Genomic DNA, 16,508 nt, shown 5'->3' with positions numbered 1-16,508 from the left:
CTTAATCCAAACTATAATCTGATTTTCTATTAAAATAGAATTGAATAACAGTTACGATAAAGATAAAGATAAATAAAATTAGTGACATCGCTGAACCATATCCCATTTGATAATATTTGAATGCTTTTTGCCATACATACCAAACAATAGACGCGGCACTATAAGATGGTCCGCCAGTCGGGGTCATAATGTTAATTTCAGTAAATATTTGGAATCCGCCAATTATATTTGTAATAACTAAGAAAAACGTTACCGGTTTAACCATTGGCCATGTGATACTTTTAAATTTTTGGAAAGAATTTGCACCATCTAGATCAGCTGCTTCATAATAGGTTTTCGAAACACTTTGAATTGCCGCTAAATAAAGCAGCATCGAATAACCTAACCCTTTCCATACTGCCATAAGGATAATTGCTGGTTTAACAGTTGCAGTATTTTCTAACCAGTTTGGACCCTTAATTCCAAATAAATCCAAAAATTGATTAATCAATCCAAAATCTCCATTATAAGCCCATGCCCACATTATAGAGATTGCTGCAAGAGAAGAGATAACAGGGATGTAGTAGATTGTTCTAAAAACAGTAGTCCCTTTCAGCCCCCTGCTCAAAGCCATTGCGAGCAGCAATGCCAATCCTAATCCAATAGGAATTCCTATCATATAAAAAACTGTATTATAGAGAGTTTGATAGAAATATTCATCTTGAAATAGTTTAATAAAGTTATCTAAGCCGACAAAGTTCATTCTATTCAATCCATTCCAATCCGTAAATGATGCATACACAGAATAAGCAAATGGATAAACAGAAAATAATAGAAATCCAATAATTGGAGCTGCCACAAACATCAGTGCAACTCTATGCTCTTGCTTATACAAGTTACTAGTCTTACTTTTAGGTTTTATTTTCGGATTTTTATTCTTTTCACTGTTTGTAGCTATAACACTGGACATATGCTCACCTCTTTAGCAATTAAAGGGTGTCTTAAAAGAAGAGAACCTCACAACAAGTTTTACTTAAAATTGGTGAGTTCTCCTCTTAGTAAAAAGACATCCTAATATTTTAGTTTATTTAGACATTTTTGCTTGTTCATTGGCCTCATCTAAAAGCTTTTGCATTTTAGGCTGTATTTCTTTTACAAAATCGGCTGCAGTCTGTTTCCCTTGCATTACGGGAGTAATATTCGACCAGAATTCATCTAACCATTGGGAGTTATAGGTAGCGAAAGTTGGGTATGGAACACCATAATCTCGAACAATATCTAAAAATTCTTTCTTATTATTTGGAACCGTTTCTGTATCGCTAGCCCATTCTTCAGCCATATCAATTAAATTCGGAATTTGCACTTTAGCATCTAATAATGTTTGTTGGGCATTTTCATCAGCAGACAAGTAAATGGCCAATTCAGTCGCTAAATCGGGATATTTTGTAGTCTCTGAAACTACTAATCCCAGGGAACCAACATATGCAACAGATTTACCTGTTGTACCAGATGGCCACGGCATGAGATCGTATTCAAAATCTAGTTTGGCATATGTACTCATATCCCATGGACCAACTGGGAAGAATGCTAATTCGCCATTCATCCATCTTTGGTATGTGTCCAATGTTTCAGCTTGTGAAGCATTCGGTGTTGTATTATATTTATTAGTTAAATCGGCAAGGAACTGCAAAGAACTTGCAAACTCTGGTGTGTCAACTGTTACAGTATCTCCAGCATCATTTAAAAAGGATGCACCATTACTATAAGCAAATGATTGCAGAGTCCACGTGGCATTAAAACCGCTTGCCCATTGATCAACTTCACCATCACCATTTGTATCTTTTGTTAATTCTTGACTAATTTTTAAGAATTCCTCCCAAGTATAGGCTTTGTCTTTATCTGGCAACGGAATTCCGGCTTCTTCAAACATGTCTTTATTATAACCTAGCGCAAATGGACCGATATCTTTTGGTAATCCATAAAGGGCACCCTTACCAGGAGTTTTCCCATCATAGCGATAGATGTCTACACCAAATTTCCAAATACTATCTAAATCAAAATCTGCATTCTCAACTTCTTCTGTAATATCTTTAATGATGCCATTATCAACATAATTTGCGATACTTCCAGAATCAAGATAAAAAACATCGGGTACATTCCCACCGGAAACAGCAGCAGATAATTTAGTAGCATATTGATCTGCATCTGTATTAATGATTTTTACCTTCACGCCCTCATGCGAATCTTCAAACTTTTTAATCGCTGCTGTATAAGCCGTTTTCTCATCTGGCCCTCCTCTAAACATAAACGTGATTTCTTTCTTCCCATCCGCATTACCGTTACTGCTACTTGAACATGCACCTAAAAGCAACATACTGAAAATCACAAAACTTGAAAGTAATATTTTTACTTTTTTCATTTTATATTCTCCCCTATTTTTAATTTCTTTTATAAAACAAAAAGGATAATACTAATCTGCATTTCTATCACTTTAAGCGTAGACTTACTTTGTTCTCTTTATGTAGCATTTAATTTAGAATTACTTTCATTTTCACCAACGTATCAACAGTTTATTTGTTTTTGCATTCCTCCTCATCTCCCTTTTTATATGACACTATGATACAACTTAATAGCAAAAGGCGATTTTTACAAAGTTTGTTGTTATTACAGATAGCCTCTCGTTGTGTGGAATTCCCCCAAAATAGAGAACAACATTTTTATAAAACACCCTTTAAAAATATATCTTATAAGTTATTTATACAATTATCTGTAAGCGTTGTCAATAACTTTTATATAAACTTAGATATATTTTTCAGACATTAAGTTAACATATTTATTAATCTAATTCATCACATAGTTAACCACCTTAACAAAGTTAACATTTGCATTAACCTTACACTTTTCATTACATAATTATTAACAAGTATATTTAAAAATTTGAAGAAGTGATTTTTTCTTGCAAATTGGATTTTTGAGAAACAGTGTGCTCTTTAATAAGTAAAAAAGACAGACCTGCTACTTCGCAGAATCTGCCTTTTTAGGACATTTCTAAATGGATAACTAACGTTGTAAATAAATAATTTCCTCAGCCAGTTTAATCATTCGCTCTTTGACCTCTTTGTCGATAATTTCATTCTCCTCATCAAAATAGTCATTATGCACAAACACATTTTGCACGGTAATCAATGCTTTAAAATAGGTAAGAATCGGCTTTAATTGATGTTCCATTACAAGAAAATGTTTATCCGTACCACCTGTGATAACCATTCCCGCTACTTTCGTTTTAAATGCATCGACTGGTAGATGATCAAAGAGATTTTTTAATACCCCTGAAATAGAGGCTTGATATACTGGTGTTCCAATCACAAGAGCATCTGCACTCAAAATAGTATTGACCACTTTAATGGTATCATCATTATAATAACTTAATGGCGCTCCATTAACAAATTCGATCTCATACTCTCTTAAATCAACTAATTCTACTTGAATCGTTGGGTCAAGTGCCTTGGCAGCAACTAATACTTCATTTACTGCTTTAGCTGTTTTGGAACCAACTAATGATCCAGAAATCCCTACAAGCTTCATAGTATCCTCCAAGCTTAAAGATAAGCATGAACCACTTAATCTTTGTCTATCATATTAATTATTATTCGCAAATTTATCCGCAACTACACTCCAATTAATAATAGAGAAGAAATTGGAAATGTATTCAGGTCTTCTGTTTTGGTAATTTAAATAGTAAGCATGCTCCCATACATCCAATCCTAAAATAGCGCGTTCGCCATTCATAATTGGATTATCTTGGTTTGGTGTGCTTGTTACTTTTAAGCTGCCTACTTCGTCCACAACCAGCCAAGCCCAGCCAGACCCAAATCGAGTAGTAGCAGCAGCAGTAAATTGCTGCTTAAATTCATCGAAGCTTCCAAAAGCTTTATTAATTGCTTCTGCTAATTCACCAGAAGGTGTATTCACACCTGAAGCTGGTGCAATTACTTCCCAGAATAAGGAGTGGTTTAAGTGCCCGCCACCATTGTTTCTTACAGCAGTTCTGATTTGTTCTGGTACCTCATTCAGATTGCTTAATAACTCTTCTAAGGATTTTGCTTGTAATGCATCCTGACCTTCAAGAGAAGCATTTAAATTATTAACGTATGTCTGATGATGTTTTCCATAATGAATTTCCATCGTTTTCTGGTCAATATGTGGTTCTAAAGCATTAAATTCGTATGATAAAGCTGGTAATGAATATGTAGTCATTGGTATTTCCACCATTTTTTGTTTTTTATACTTTTTGGTTTAAAAAATATATTTAAACAATAAACCATCCATAATAAAAAAGCAATTACTTTATTCTAAATTGGTGGATGTTTTTTTTATTAACTAAGCTAATCTTATGCACTGACTCTTGTACAAGTAACTACTTTCAACATTTTATACTTTCTGGTATAATTAATTTCTATACCTTAAAATTATTTAGATTTTTTTCTCCAATGAAATAGAATGGAGGTTTAAAATGGTCCCAACACAAAAAACGACAAAAGATAAAATTCTGCATCTTCTTAAGAAAGAGGGCTCCTTAACGGTAAACGATTTTACCGATCGTCTAAAAATAACACATATGGCTGTGCGAAAGCACTTAACAATATTAGAAAAAGATAATTTAATCCAATCCGAATTTATCAAACAGCCAATGGGCCGACCTATTCAAAGCTTTACATTGGCGGAAAAAGCAGAACATTTTTTCCCAAAAAGTTATGAAGGAATCAGCATCGATTTATTACACGACATTAAAGAACTTTATGGAAAAGATTCAGTTCAGCAATTATTCAATAAACGGGAAGAACGTCTAACAAAAGAGTATATTTCACGTATGGATGACAAAGATCCTGCTGAAAAAATGCAAGAAATGATTACTATCCAAAATGAAAAAGGATATATGGCCGATTTAACAAAAGTGGACGACCATACTTTTGAAATAACGGAATATAATTGTCCTATCCTCGAGGTAGCGAAGGAGTTTAAAATAGCCTGTAGATGTGAGACAGAAATGCTCAAAAAAGTTCTCCATGCAAAGGATGTTACGAGAACATACTGCCGAACAGAAGGAGACAATCACTGTAAGTTTGTCGTAAAGTTTGTTTCCCAGCATGATTCCTCGTTCGTAGTATTGTAAGGCTTTTTCTTAGAAAAAACTTAAACTAATAGGAAAAGGGAAGTCATCAAGAAATTAATTCTTAAGACTTCCCCTTTCTAGTATTTCTTCTATTAAGCAAATACAGCTAATTCTGCTTCAATTTGTTTCATTATTAATTCAAGACATTCCTCAGTAGTTTTTGCAAAAATTCTTTTTCCGTTTACAATTGCATAAGGACGTTTTGCACACATTCCACAAAAGGAAAGACAGCTGCTTTCAATCACAGCTACTTCTGGATATTTAGATTCTAGTATTTCTTCTAAATTTATTGAAGTGATCAAACTTCCATCACAAATTTCTACAACTACAATCCCCATTTGCTCGTTCCTCCCTTCTATTTTACAAACAATATATATAAACGATTATTTTTATGGACCAAAGATATAAGGAAAAAACTAAATCACACTTTATAAAAGTTTTTTATACCATACAGTATAAAAAACAAGTATATACATTTAATCATTTTCTATATAAAAATGCAAGTAAAGAAGCTCTCCATAATTCTGATAGACTAAGAATAAAAATACTCCCTTACAGCTGTTATATTATGTATTAACAAGTTTTTTCATCAGCTGCCAAGGAGTATGTCCTACCGATATGAATTTACAGGTGAATTTTTTCTATTTATCCCCTAAAAAATTTCTTGAACTTTTCCAACTCTTCCTTACTATACGTTTTTGTTTTTTCAAAATAAGGATTATCTTCAAGCACATTTTTAGGATCTACATTTGTCTTAATCGATACACTTGTCTTATCTGAATCAGCTTCCATCATATTATCATTTATTTGGCCAAAATCAGACATATTCGCTCCCTTTTGTTCGTTCATCCAAATCACTCCTTTTTTTATAAGTTTTACAGAAAGCAGAAAATTATTCTCTTCCATTAACATATATATTTTAGCGAACAAAAAACATCTCGCTAAAAAGAAATAATATTCTGAAAAAGAGTTCATTACTTCACAATATTTGATTTTGAAATCGTTTTCATTTATAATGTAAATTAGGTTGGATAACATTAGTGGTTATCACTGTACACAGCGTAGGTGGAGCTGGTACTTCAATAGAGCTTTATTAGTTCTAAATGAGAAGCAGAAAAGTATCCGATTCAATAAGAATCGGATACTTTTCATTAACCTACAAAATAAACATTAGCTAAAGGAAAAGTCCCCCGTTTATGGATTTTGTCTTGATTTATTATATGGTGTTAGTTTTCCATTTCTGCTCATGTCTAAGCAGCCATTCCTTCCGCCATAAACCACCGGCATAACCAGTCAGCGTTCCATTCGCTCCTATAATTCGATGACATGGAATGACAATGCATAGTTTATTTCTTCCATTCGCACTTCCCACTGCACGAACTGCTTTTTTGTTACCGATGCTGCTTGCAATATCCTTATATGATCCCGTTGCCGCATAGGGAATATGAGTTAAAGCATTCCATACCTGTCTTTGAAATGGAGTTCCACCCATTTCAATTGGAAAAGAAAAATTATGACTTTTCCCACTGAAGTAAGCATCTAGCTGCTTATAGCATGTAATTAAAACCTGAGGTGTCTGATCATCTATCTGGTTCTCTGGTGACTCTTTCTCTGAAAATAAGATAGAATAGATCGCCTTTTCTGTTCCAATTATCTCTATTACTCCAATTGGAGATTGATAATCTAGTGCAAACATCCTATCCCCCCGAAAAACTATTTTCTATTATTTTAACAGAACAGTATCATTTTGCTTCATAAAAAACATTTTTATTTTTTCAAAAATCATATTTACAAATGAGGAAAATAGTGTTAGTCTTTTAAAGAATTTACGCAATCCCTATTTAACCTATAGGAATTACAATAAAAGGAGGACATAGCATTGAACCTTTTTGCTATTTTAAACATTATTATATTACTTATTTTGCTTAGTGTTCTATTCTATATGCAAAAGAAACATATATCCTTCTCTAAACGCGTGTTTACCGCTTTAGGACTGGGTGTATTATTTGGAGCAATTTTACAATTATTTTTTGAGCCGACTTCAGAAGTAATCACGGTTACGAATGATTGGTTCGGTTTAGTTGGAAACGGATATGTAAAACTACTACAAATGATTGTTATGCCACTAGTCTTTATTTCTATTGTGGCTGCCTTCACAAAGTTAGAAAAATCAGCTAACCTTGGGAAAATTAGTGGTCTCGTAATCGGAACATTATTACTAACAACAGCTATAGCTGCAGGAATCGGAATCGCCTCTGCTGCAGGTTTTGACTTAAAAGCAATTGATGTAAATGCTGGAGATGCTGAAGTACTTCGCGGACAGCAACTAGAAGAATCTTTAGGGGAAGTCCAAAGCACAACTGTACCACAGAAAATTCTTAGCTTTTTACCAGCTAATCCATTTCAAGATTTAACTGGTGCTAGACCAACTTCTACTATTGCGGTAGTAATTTTTGCGGCATTCGTTGGAGTTGCATTCCTAGGGATTAGAAGAAAAAATCCAGAGCAAGCAGCTTTCTTCCAAAAAATTGTTGAATCATTACATACAATAGTGATGCGAATTGTAACATTAGTACTGCGATTAACTCCATATGGTATACTTGCGCTTATGGCAAAAACAGTTGCAGGAAGTAACCTTGATGCAATTGTGAAGCTAGGAAAATTTGTTATTGCGTCCTATGTTGCCTTAATTGCAATGTTTATTATTCATTTAATTATTCTTGCGATTATGGGACTCAGCCCAAAACAATATTTAAAAAAAGTTTGGCCTGTTCTTACCTTTGCATTCACATCACGTACAAGTGCAGGAACAATGCCATTAAATATTGAAGCACAGAGGAATAAATTAGGTGTACCTGAATCCATTGCTAACTTCTCTGCATCCTTCGGGGTTTCAATTGGCCAAAATGGTTGTGCTGGTATCTATCCTGCAATGCTTGCAGTCATGATTGCACCAACACAAGGAATTAATCCTTTATCCCCATCTTTCATTGCGACATTAATTATTGTCGTTATGATCAGTTCATTTGGAGTTGCTGGAGTGGGTGGAGGAGCAACATTTGCAACATTGATCGTTCTTTCTACTTTAAACCTACCAGTAGCCTTGGCTGGGGTATTAATTTCTGTTGAACCATTAATTGATATGGGGCGCACTGCTCTAAACGTAAGTGGATCAATGGTGTCAGGTGTTGTAACAAGTAAAACACTTGGTGAATTAGATACAAAACAGTATCAGTCGAATGAAATAGATACTAGTGAGAATATGGCATAATAAAAAGGCAAAGCTCCTTCTAAGGTGCTTTGCTTTTTTATTTATTTCAACTCTAATTCATTAATAAGATCAAAATATTCAATCATCATCACTTCTATTTTATGTTCTTCATTTAAATTAGCTTGCCCAGTAATTGTTCCAACATTTGCTGTACTACTGCCTTTTTTCTTATATTCTATTTTTGCCATAAAATTGTATATAATCTCATCAGAACTGGTCTTTTCATAATTAATATCCAATACTCTTAAAGTGTAATGATTTTTCGCAGGTTCATTCCATATTACGGACCCATATCTTGAAACGTATTCAACATACGCTCTATCACTTGCAAAATACTCTTTAAATAAATCCTCTTCATATTCGCTTAAGCCCTTTATTTCTCCCTCTTCTTCTTCCGAACTCGTATCATTCATTATTTTTAACCAATTCTCATCAGGTCCTGTAAAGTTATTTGTTATAACAGCTTCAATTGTTTTTATATCTGCTGCTTCTTTCATTGAAATACTGTCACTTGGATTTTGTGCTGAATCTGAAGATATTAAACTTAAGCCAAGCGGAATTAATATAATGATAAACGCAGCTACAGCTATAACCGGAAAAAGTTTCGAAAAAATTCGTCTTTTCTTTCTTGTTACAGAAATCTGTGTCCATAATTCTTCTTTTAATCCTTTAGGTATATTAATGGAGTTATATTCCTTCTTTATCTGCTCCTTTAATCTTTCATTTTCTTGATTATTCTTCAAGCTTACTTTCACCTCCAGAGTGATACTGTCGATATATTTTCTGTTTCGCTCGGTATATCCTTGATTTAACTGTTCCTAATTTAAGGGAAAGTAGATTAGCAATTTCTTTTTCTGATAAACCATCCAAATATTTTAATATTAATATTTGTTTGTATTTTGGTCGTAAATCAGCTAAATAATATTCTATTTCATCTCTCTCATCATTAAATTCATTCGTAGTTGAAATATAGTTTTCTTCTTCAAACATACGTGTTGATTGTCTATTGTTTTTATTATATATATCAATAGCAGTTCTTGTAGCAATAGTAGTTATCCAAGCACTTAACTTTGAATGATCATTTATTTTCCCTAAATTTTTAAATACTTTTATAAAGGTATCATGTGTTGCATCTTTCGCTAGTTCCTCATTTTTCAGAATGTAAAAAGTTGCTTTATATACCTTTTCAAAAAAGTATTCATATATTTCCTTTTCATTCATTTTCGTAATATTAACCACCTCCCTTTATACTTTAAGACCAGTTTATCAACCAAAAAGTTCCCCTTTTATTATAAAAAATGTAAGTTAATTTAAATAAATTCCAATAAAAAAATCCTGCTCTCACAGGATTTTTAATAAATACTAGCTTTATCTTATTTAATCAACGCAAATACTTCTGCGCGTTTATCACTGTCAGTCTGAAAAACACCTCGTACAGCTGATGTAACTGTTTTAGCACCAGGCTTTTTCACTCCACGCATGGTCATACACATATGCTCTGCCTCTACCACGACCATTACTCCATGGGGCTCAAGTGTTTCCATCATAGTATCTGCCACAGTGGACGTTATTCGTTCCTGAAGCTGAGGACGTTTTGAAACAGCTTCTATTGCTCGAGCAAGCTTACTTAACCCAGCCACTCTTCCGCCTTTCGGGATATAAGCAACATGCGCTTTCCCGTAAAAAGGGACTAAGTGATGCTCGCACATGGAGTAAAAAGGAATATCCTTTACTAATACCAATTCTTCATGGTCTTCATGAAAAATCGTTTCAAAATACTCTTTTGGATCGATGGTAAGACCAGAAAAAACCTCTTCATACATTTTCGCTACCCGTTTTGGAGTATCCAATAATCCTTCTCTATTTGGATCTTCTCCAACTGCTTCTAATAGTAAGCGAATAGCCTCCTCTATTTGAGGAGTATTAATTTTACTCATTCTAAAATCCTCCTAAAATCCTTCCCGACTATCTACACTCCACGCTTATTTCCCCAAATATACGTATGTAGCTGTGGAAGTACCTTCACATTTTTGAATTGATGATCAAGCATGGTTTTATCAATCAACCACTCATACTTCGCCAATAAATGTTCGACTAATTTAGTATCATCAGTCGTTTTATTATCTTCATTCCCAACTTGTAAGAAAAAAGGAATATCAGGATAACGCAAATGCACTTTTTTGGCATAGTTGTAATCTTCATCAGAAAATACAACAACTTTTAAGCTAATATGAGTACTTCGATTAGCATCTCTTAATCTTTGCACAATCGAATCCAACATGTCAAAATCCGTATTCATTTTAGAACTTGGCGGCTTAGGAGAAATAGTAAGTTCATCAATATCTATAAACCAATCTTGCCATTTGCTCCCTTGTGTCTCAAGCCCAATCTTTATTTCCTTTTCCTTTAATAAATTTACCAGAAAGGAAAGATTTTTCAAGAGGGCCGGATTTCCTCCTGAAAGGGTGACAAAAGAAAATCCGTCTCCACCTAGTCGAACTAGTTCCTCCCATATTTCCTCTGCTTGCATTTGCTTAATCAGCTCTTTTCCGCTGCCATCCCAAGTAAAGGCAGAATCACACCAAGCGCAGGAATAATCACAGCCAGCTGTTCTGACAAACATCGTTTTTTGGCCAATGACCATTCCTTCTCCTTGTATCGTTGGTCCAAAAATCTCCATGACAGGTACTTTACTCACTCTCCATCCACTCCCTTCTCATTTCTGCATAACTAGTAGGAGTTTCATAGAGACGAACAAATTCTACTCTCGCCCCATTATCTGCTTGCTTTACCTCATCTTTATTCAAAGCCTCTTCCATTTTTTCAAAGATCCAATATACTATATTCTCTGCTGTTGTATTCATTGGTGGAAGAGTTTCATTCAAGTAGCGATGATCTAAGTAAATTTCAATCTCGGTTTTCCATATTTTTTTAATGTCACCAAAGTCTATCATTAATCCTCGGTTATCTAAATATCCACTAATTCCGAAAACTACCTTGTATGTATGTCCATGAAGATTCATACATTTTCCTTCATAAGCATGCAGGTGATGTGCTGCATCAAAGGTAAACTCTTTACTAACCATAACACGTTTGCAATGATATTTTAATTGCTTAGAGGAAATATCTTCCCCAAATTTTTGCAGTCTATCTACTATTCGAAAGTCATGCATTCTCTTATAACCCCTTTCGAACAGCGAGATAATCATTTAATCCCTTTTTACGCAGCTTACAAGCAGGACATTCTCCACAGCCATCTGCCACAATTCCGTTGTAGCATGTTAATGTTTTTTCACGAACAAAGTCAAAGGCACCTAACTCATCCGCAAGGCCCCATGTTTCTTCCTTATTTAACCACATAAGTGGAGTATGAATGACAAATTGGTTATCCATGGAAAGATTTAACGTTACATTCAATGATTTAACAAAGATATCGCGACAGTCTGGATAGCCGCTAAAATCTGTCTCACACACACCTGTTACAATATGTTTTGCTTGTATTTGACTTGCTAATACACCAGCAAACGACATAAACAATAAATTTCGTCCTGGAACAAATGTGGAAGGCAGCTCTCCTTCCTTGCCATCTTCGACTGCAATATCGTCTCTTGTTAAGGCATTTGGCGCCAGCTGATTTAGCAGAGACATATCAAGAATATGGTGTTTAATGCCAAGCTCTTCGGTGATTTTCTGTGCACATTCAATCTCTGTAATATGTCTTTGATTATAGTCAAACGTTACAGCTACTACTTCTTTGAAATTTTTTATAGCCCAAAATAAACAAGTAGTGCTATCTTGACCCCCACTAAATACAACAACCGCTTTTTCGTTTTTCATTTCGCAAATCTCCTTCATATAGAAAAAACAGCACTACTAAGAAAGTAGTACTGTTTTTTCTTAGTTTTTTAAAGAGGGTAGCTAGAACCTCCACCGTCGAAACGGATTTTATTATGCTATTATGCAGCTCGATTTATTATAACGCATATTCCTCTATTATTCTATGACAATATTGATTAAAATCTAGACAAAGTGTATTAAAATTATCTTTTCATAGTAAATAGTTTGGTAACAATAAAGCCAATAATGATCATAATTGTTGCTAGAAAACCACCTTCTAACCCAAAAGAACCACCTGTTAGCCAATCATTTCCCACAGAAACATCTATTCCGTATAGCCCGTAGGCAGTGGTACCACTAACTGGAAAACCAAACACATTTCCTTGGAAATAATTCCACGTTATATGATAACCAATTGGCATCCATAGGCTTTTCGTCTTATCATACATATAAGCAAATAAAAGTCCTACAAGAAAAATATTGATAATTCCAAGAGCCGCTACATTTGGATTTAATAAATGAGCTATCCCAAAAATTAATGATGAAACGATATATACTACCAATTTTGAATTTCCATTATCGGTAAGTGTAGACATAATATAACCTCTGAAGGTCAATTCTTCAGAAAAACCGACTAAAATAAAAAACAGTAGATACAAAATGGTATAGGTTGAAAAATCCGGTGAACCAAGTGAATTAGCCATCTCTATATTTTGGGTGAATAATAGAATAAAAAAGATAATGACGATAGACAATGCGCCAAGTCCTAACCCAATAATAAAATCTGGAGAAAGCCTTTTAAATCCCATTTCTGAAATTCTCTTCTTATTAACAAACTTCCATAAAAGACATAATACTGCAATACCGCCAATTAATCCTAACCCCTGTGCCAAAAGCGAGAGCGGTGAACCGTCTAATACTTGATCAATCATCTCATCAGAAAGATTAGGGTGAATTTGTGATTCAATTATGATAGCAATAATCATACCTGGCGCTGATAGCAGCAATTGTGCTATCGTAGTAGCCAATAAGGCCAACAAAATAATCCATCCAGATCTTACCTTGCCCAACTTATTTTTGAACATATTCCCCTCCACTTTTTACCATACTTAATTTAAAAATTCTCCTTCTCATTATATCTATTTCTTTTTGGAAAATATATGCTTTTATTCGTTAGGATAAATAGAAAATGAATCTCTAAAAAAATCAGACCATTTTTTATGATTCTTACTATATCTTCATTTAATCGAAATGATTAGTTCGTTAAAATTTTGGGTATTGAATAATTACTCGATAATATACTATAAAGATTGGGACGATTTTTATGATTCAATTTAAAAATGATATGGAGTTTAGAAAGTTTTTAGAAGAAGAATTAGTTTCTACCTCTCAGGTTACCGAGTTATTAGGGTGTACACGGCAATATATCCATGACTGTGTAAAAAAGGGGATTCTAGAACCGCTTAATGTTGGCAATAAAGAAAGAATCTATTTAAAATCTGATATCATGGCACATATAAATAGAAAGAGAAAATGAGGCAATCATTTTCTCTTTCTTTATTCTGAGTGTCCAATTGTTTTAATCAGCTAGCTTTACGTTAGTTCTCCTACTACCTTTACTCTTAGTCTTGTCGCATTTCCTGGATGATATGCTAACGGAATTTCTTCTATTTCTACAAGTTCAATTGTTTCCACTTTTGCACCTGCTAATATTGCTTGCTGTTTCGCTCTTTCTTCCGCATCTTTTCGCGCCTCATCACGAGGAGTTTGTGAATAGATATATATTTGCTCATATTGTCCGCTGATTTGCGAAATGGATGCGCCTATTGCATTGGCAACCGCACCATTCTCATTATGAATGATCTCTTTTACCCCTTTTAACTGTCTTGGGATAATGATGCTGCCGCCTCCTACTAAAACAACCGTGGCATCATTATTACTTGTTTTCATTTTATCAATTGCTTCTTCCGTCATTGCTGCTATTTTCGCGTATGCTTGTTGAGCGAATTCTTCATCAATATGTTTCACTAATTCTGGATTTCCTATCTCTGCAACTCCTAAGCGTACTGCAATGTCCGTTGTTGTGAGTGTTCCCCCCCCGAAGACAAGCGCTTCTTCAGTAATTCGGTAACCTACGCTGTCTGGTCCAATCGTTACTTCATTATTCACGTTTCGGACAATACTTCCCCCGCCTAATCCAATGGATACAATATCCGGCATACGGAAATTTGTTCGGACTCCGCCCACATCTACTGCAAGCGCAGACTCACGCGGAAATCCGGCTGTTAAGACACCAATATCCGATGTCGTTCCACCTACATCTAATACCATCGCATCTTTAATCCCAGCTAAGTAAGATGCCCCACGAATACTATTAGTTGGTCCACATGCAATCGTTAAAATGGGGAATTTTCGAGCATACTCTATCGACATCAATGTTCCATCATTTTGGCAGAGAAATACTTGCGCATCTGTTATTCCTTCTTCTCTTAATGCATTTTCAAAGCCATTGCTTGTTGCTGCAATAACCTTAAATAAAGCACTATTTAATATCGTTGCATTTTCCCTTTCAATTAATCCAACAGAACCAATTAAGGAAGAACAAGATACTGGGGTTTTTTCTCCCATCACTTCTGCCACTAAATCGGCTACTCGAAGTTCTTGATCGTTTTTCAAGGAAGAAAAAACACCAACAACTGCTATCGCTTCTACTTTTCCTTTCCATTCCTTTAAAATGGAGCGTATTTCTTCCTCTGAAAAGCTAGACAGTACTTGTCCATCATACTCATACCCGCCTCCGGCTAAACGATACTCTCCCGTTAAGGCAGAGACCATTTCCTTTGGCCAAGCAGTATAAGGAAGGACAGAGGCCGTTGCTGGATATCCCAGTCGAATCACACCTACTTTAGCCAGTTTTTTTCTTTCCACAATAGCATTTGTACACTGAGTAGTTCCTAACATCGCATGGGTTACTTTTTTTCTATCAATCCCTGCTTCTTTTAATACTCTTTTTAAGGAAGAGACAATCCCTGACTCGATATCTTCACTTGTAGGCATTTTTACTTGATGGATTAAATTTAAACCTTCATCAAGTATAATAGCATCTGTATTTGTTCCCCCAACATCAATTCCTACTTTATACATCTATCACACTTCCTTTCTCACAAGATCCTCTAATGGTGTATAGGAAATATCGTAACCAAAATACTTTGGTCCTACTGTTTCAATCCCTTTCTCTGTTCTCCACTGGGGATCAGAAGGCAATGCCAGCAGCCTCACTCTTTTTCCATATTTCAGCGCTTCTGTCGTAACTGGATTTAATGTTTCTAAATCTACTAAACAAATGAGGTCAGGAGTCATAGCTAATGGTTTACCATTTTTTTGGGCTACTAAATTTTCATTTTGGAAAAATACTTGTACTTCTTCTCCGGTAAATTGCTCCAATCCATCTAATGTTACACAGCCCCTATTAAACCCTCCCATTGTGTTTCGTTCAACATCTATAATTTTCCCATCAAACAAATGATATCCACTAGTAGTATCTAAGAGTTCGTGTAGTTTGGTTAATTCATCCTTTGTATTGGAGCGGATAATTTGTCCAATTTTTTCAGATAAGGTAATAATATTTTTCACACTATATTTTTTCAACTGCTCCCCTGTACATGGATAAATACTAACTAATGAACTTGCACCCATTTCAACGGTAGCTACTCTAGCAATCCGTTCTGTCCATTTATTATCAATTGTCTCCATAATACCGATATTTCCTTTTTCATCTGTTATAGCCATCGGTGTAGAAGAAACGCCATTTAGATGGAAGGTTACCATTTGTAGTTCTGGAAATGCCCGTCCCATTCCATCACAATCAATGAGCGGCAATCCTAACTGGGCAGCAACTACAATAGGAATCATGGAATTGACTCCCCCTGCTTCCATGGGAAATGTTCCCTTTACTTCTTTATTTAAATATTGACCTAGTTTTTTAAATACACGTACGAATTCATCACCTTTTGGAAATTTCTCTATCAACACAGATGGAGCCCCCATCATTGCCGCTGGGATAAAAAAATCATCATTTTCTACTTCTTCGGGTGACAAAAGTTGAACGGGACCATTTTCTTTTATCGCTGAAAGAGCCATCATTTTTCCTATGTAAGGATCCCCTCCACCCCCTGTACCTAGAAATGCTGCTCCAACTGCTATATTTTCAATCGCTTCTTCATCTAAATATCGCATGTGATACCCTCC

At 34.9% G+C, this 16,508-nt stretch carries 19 protein-coding genes and 1 riboswitch; of the genes, 3 read left to right on the top strand and 16 right to left on the bottom strand.

Annotation, left to right across the window (positions count from 1 at the left end):
• Nucleotide 1 precedes the first annotated feature (1 nt).
• From NSQ89_RS05235 to NSQ89_RS05220, 4 genes are all read right to left on the bottom strand, one after another.
• Entirely contained in the window at nucleotides 2–844 is an 843-nt protein-coding gene (locus tag NSQ89_RS05235; protein WP_047941630.1) for a carbohydrate ABC transporter permease, read from the bottom strand.
• A gap of 219 nt (nucleotides 845–1,063) precedes the next feature.
• Nucleotides 1,064–2,398 (bottom strand): ABC transporter substrate-binding protein, encoded by a 1,335-nt coding sequence (locus NSQ89_RS05230; RefSeq protein WP_095257741.1) that lies wholly within the window; start codon nucleotides 2,396–2,398, stop codon nucleotides 1,064–1,066.
• 641 nt (nucleotides 2,399–3,039) lie between these two features.
• On the bottom strand, nucleotides 3,040–3,564 hold the full coding sequence (locus NSQ89_RS05225) for an NADPH-dependent FMN reductase (protein ID WP_047941557.1): 525 nt from the start codon (nucleotides 3,562–3,564) through the stop codon (nucleotides 3,040–3,042).
• 54 nt (nucleotides 3,565–3,618) lie between these two features.
• Nucleotides 3,619–4,236 (bottom strand): superoxide dismutase, encoded by a 618-nt coding sequence (locus tag NSQ89_RS05220; RefSeq protein ID WP_095320351.1) that lies wholly within the window; start codon nucleotides 4,234–4,236, stop codon nucleotides 3,619–3,621.
• A 256-nt stretch (nucleotides 4,237–4,492) separates the two neighbouring features.
• Here NSQ89_RS05220 and NSQ89_RS05215 point away from each other — a divergent pair, with 256 nt between their 5' ends.
• Complete coding sequence (locus tag NSQ89_RS05215; protein WP_047941555.1) at nucleotides 4,493–5,152, top strand: helix-turn-helix transcriptional regulator; 660 nt, start codon at nucleotides 4,493–4,495, stop codon at nucleotides 5,150–5,152.
• A gap of 92 nt (nucleotides 5,153–5,244) precedes the next feature.
• Here NSQ89_RS05215 and NSQ89_RS05210 read toward each other — a convergent pair whose 3' ends face one another.
• From NSQ89_RS05210 to NSQ89_RS05200, 3 genes are all read right to left on the bottom strand, one after another.
• Complete coding sequence (locus NSQ89_RS05210; protein WP_047941554.1) at nucleotides 5,245–5,490, bottom strand: DUF1450 domain-containing protein; 246 nt, start codon at nucleotides 5,488–5,490, stop codon at nucleotides 5,245–5,247.
• A gap of 307 nt (nucleotides 5,491–5,797) precedes the next feature.
• Complete coding sequence (locus NSQ89_RS05205) at nucleotides 5,798–6,001, bottom strand: hypothetical protein (RefSeq protein WP_341132339.1); 204 nt, start codon at nucleotides 5,999–6,001, stop codon at nucleotides 5,798–5,800.
• A gap of 367 nt (nucleotides 6,002–6,368) precedes the next feature.
• Nucleotides 6,369–6,848 carry a methylated-DNA--[protein]-cysteine S-methyltransferase gene (locus NSQ89_RS05200; RefSeq protein WP_095320349.1) on the bottom strand — a complete coding sequence of 160 codons (480 nt, stop codon included), beginning with the start codon at nucleotides 6,846–6,848 and terminating at the stop codon, nucleotides 6,369–6,371.
• 183 nt (nucleotides 6,849–7,031) lie between these two features.
• Between NSQ89_RS05200 and NSQ89_RS05195 the strand changes: the two genes are divergently transcribed.
• Nucleotides 7,032–8,423, top strand: coding sequence for an L-cystine transporter (locus tag NSQ89_RS05195; RefSeq protein ID WP_172866135.1), 1,392 nt, complete (start codon nucleotides 7,032–7,034; stop codon nucleotides 8,421–8,423).
• A gap of 41 nt (nucleotides 8,424–8,464) precedes the next feature.
• Here NSQ89_RS05195 and NSQ89_RS05190 read toward each other — a convergent pair whose 3' ends face one another.
• The 7 genes from NSQ89_RS05190 to NSQ89_RS05160 form a co-directional block, all read right to left on the bottom strand.
• On the bottom strand, nucleotides 8,465–9,166 hold the full coding sequence (locus tag NSQ89_RS05190; protein WP_047941550.1) for a hypothetical protein: 702 nt from the start codon (nucleotides 9,164–9,166) through the stop codon (nucleotides 8,465–8,467).
• Nucleotides 9,156–9,644, bottom strand: a complete 489-nt coding sequence (locus tag NSQ89_RS05185) for an RNA polymerase sigma factor (RefSeq protein WP_235850579.1) — start codon at nucleotides 9,642–9,644, stop codon at nucleotides 9,156–9,158. Before NSQ89_RS05185 ends, NSQ89_RS05190 begins: the two co-directional genes overlap by 11 nt.
• A 152-nt stretch (nucleotides 9,645–9,796) precedes the next feature.
• Entirely contained in the window at nucleotides 9,797–10,360 is a 564-nt protein-coding gene (folE, locus tag NSQ89_RS05180; RefSeq protein ID WP_047941547.1) for a GTP cyclohydrolase I FolE, read from the bottom strand.
• 32 nt (nucleotides 10,361–10,392) lie between these two features.
• A complete protein-coding gene (gene queE / locus NSQ89_RS05175; protein ID WP_047941546.1) occupies nucleotides 10,393–11,121 on the bottom strand; it encodes a 7-carboxy-7-deazaguanine synthase QueE in 729 nt (242 codons plus the stop codon).
• Nucleotides 11,114–11,596: a 6-carboxytetrahydropterin synthase QueD gene (gene queD, locus NSQ89_RS05170; RefSeq protein WP_047941544.1), complete on the bottom strand. Its 483-nt coding sequence runs from the start codon at nucleotides 11,594–11,596 to the stop codon at nucleotides 11,114–11,116. Before queD ends, queE begins: the two co-directional genes overlap by 8 nt.
• A gap of 4 nt (nucleotides 11,597–11,600) precedes the next feature.
• On the bottom strand, nucleotides 11,601–12,278 hold the full coding sequence (gene queC / locus NSQ89_RS05165) for a 7-cyano-7-deazaguanine synthase QueC (RefSeq protein ID WP_141232321.1): 678 nt from the start codon (nucleotides 12,276–12,278) through the stop codon (nucleotides 11,601–11,603).
• Nucleotides 12,279–12,314: 36 nt separating this feature from the next.
• Nucleotides 12,315–12,357, bottom strand: a riboswitch (PreQ1 riboswitch).
• Between the two features lie 106 nt (nucleotides 12,358–12,463).
• A complete protein-coding gene (locus tag NSQ89_RS05160) occupies nucleotides 12,464–13,345 on the bottom strand; it encodes a CPBP family intramembrane glutamic endopeptidase (RefSeq protein ID WP_095320348.1) in 882 nt (293 codons plus the stop codon).
• A gap of 239 nt (nucleotides 13,346–13,584) precedes the next feature.
• On the opposite strand from NSQ89_RS05160, the gene NSQ89_RS05155 reads away from it, so the two are divergent.
• Nucleotides 13,585–13,797, top strand: coding sequence for a helix-turn-helix transcriptional regulator (locus NSQ89_RS05155; protein ID WP_047941540.1), 213 nt, complete (start codon nucleotides 13,585–13,587; stop codon nucleotides 13,795–13,797).
• A 56-nt stretch (nucleotides 13,798–13,853) separates the two neighbouring features.
• Here the strand turns inward: NSQ89_RS05155 and NSQ89_RS05150 are convergent, their stop codons facing one another.
• Together NSQ89_RS05150 and NSQ89_RS05145 are read right to left on the bottom strand one after the other, a co-directional pair.
• Nucleotides 13,854–15,404 carry a hydantoinase/oxoprolinase family protein gene (locus NSQ89_RS05150; protein WP_328283114.1) on the bottom strand — a complete coding sequence of 517 codons (1,551 nt, stop codon included), beginning with the start codon at nucleotides 15,402–15,404 and terminating at the stop codon, nucleotides 13,854–13,856.
• Nucleotides 15,405–15,407: 3 nt separating this feature from the next.
• Nucleotides 15,408–16,496 (bottom strand): DUF917 domain-containing protein, encoded by a 1,089-nt coding sequence (locus tag NSQ89_RS05145; RefSeq protein WP_047941538.1) that lies wholly within the window; start codon nucleotides 16,494–16,496, stop codon nucleotides 15,408–15,410.
• Nucleotides 16,497–16,508 lie beyond the last annotated feature (12 nt).

This window comes from Niallia sp. FSL R7-0648, assembly GCF_038007005.1.
GTDB classification, from domain to species: domain Bacteria; phylum Bacillota; class Bacilli; order Bacillales; family Cytobacillaceae; genus Niallia; species Niallia circulans.
Note: the sequence above shows the minus strand (reverse complement) of the source record. Positions and strands in the feature narration are given on the sequence as shown.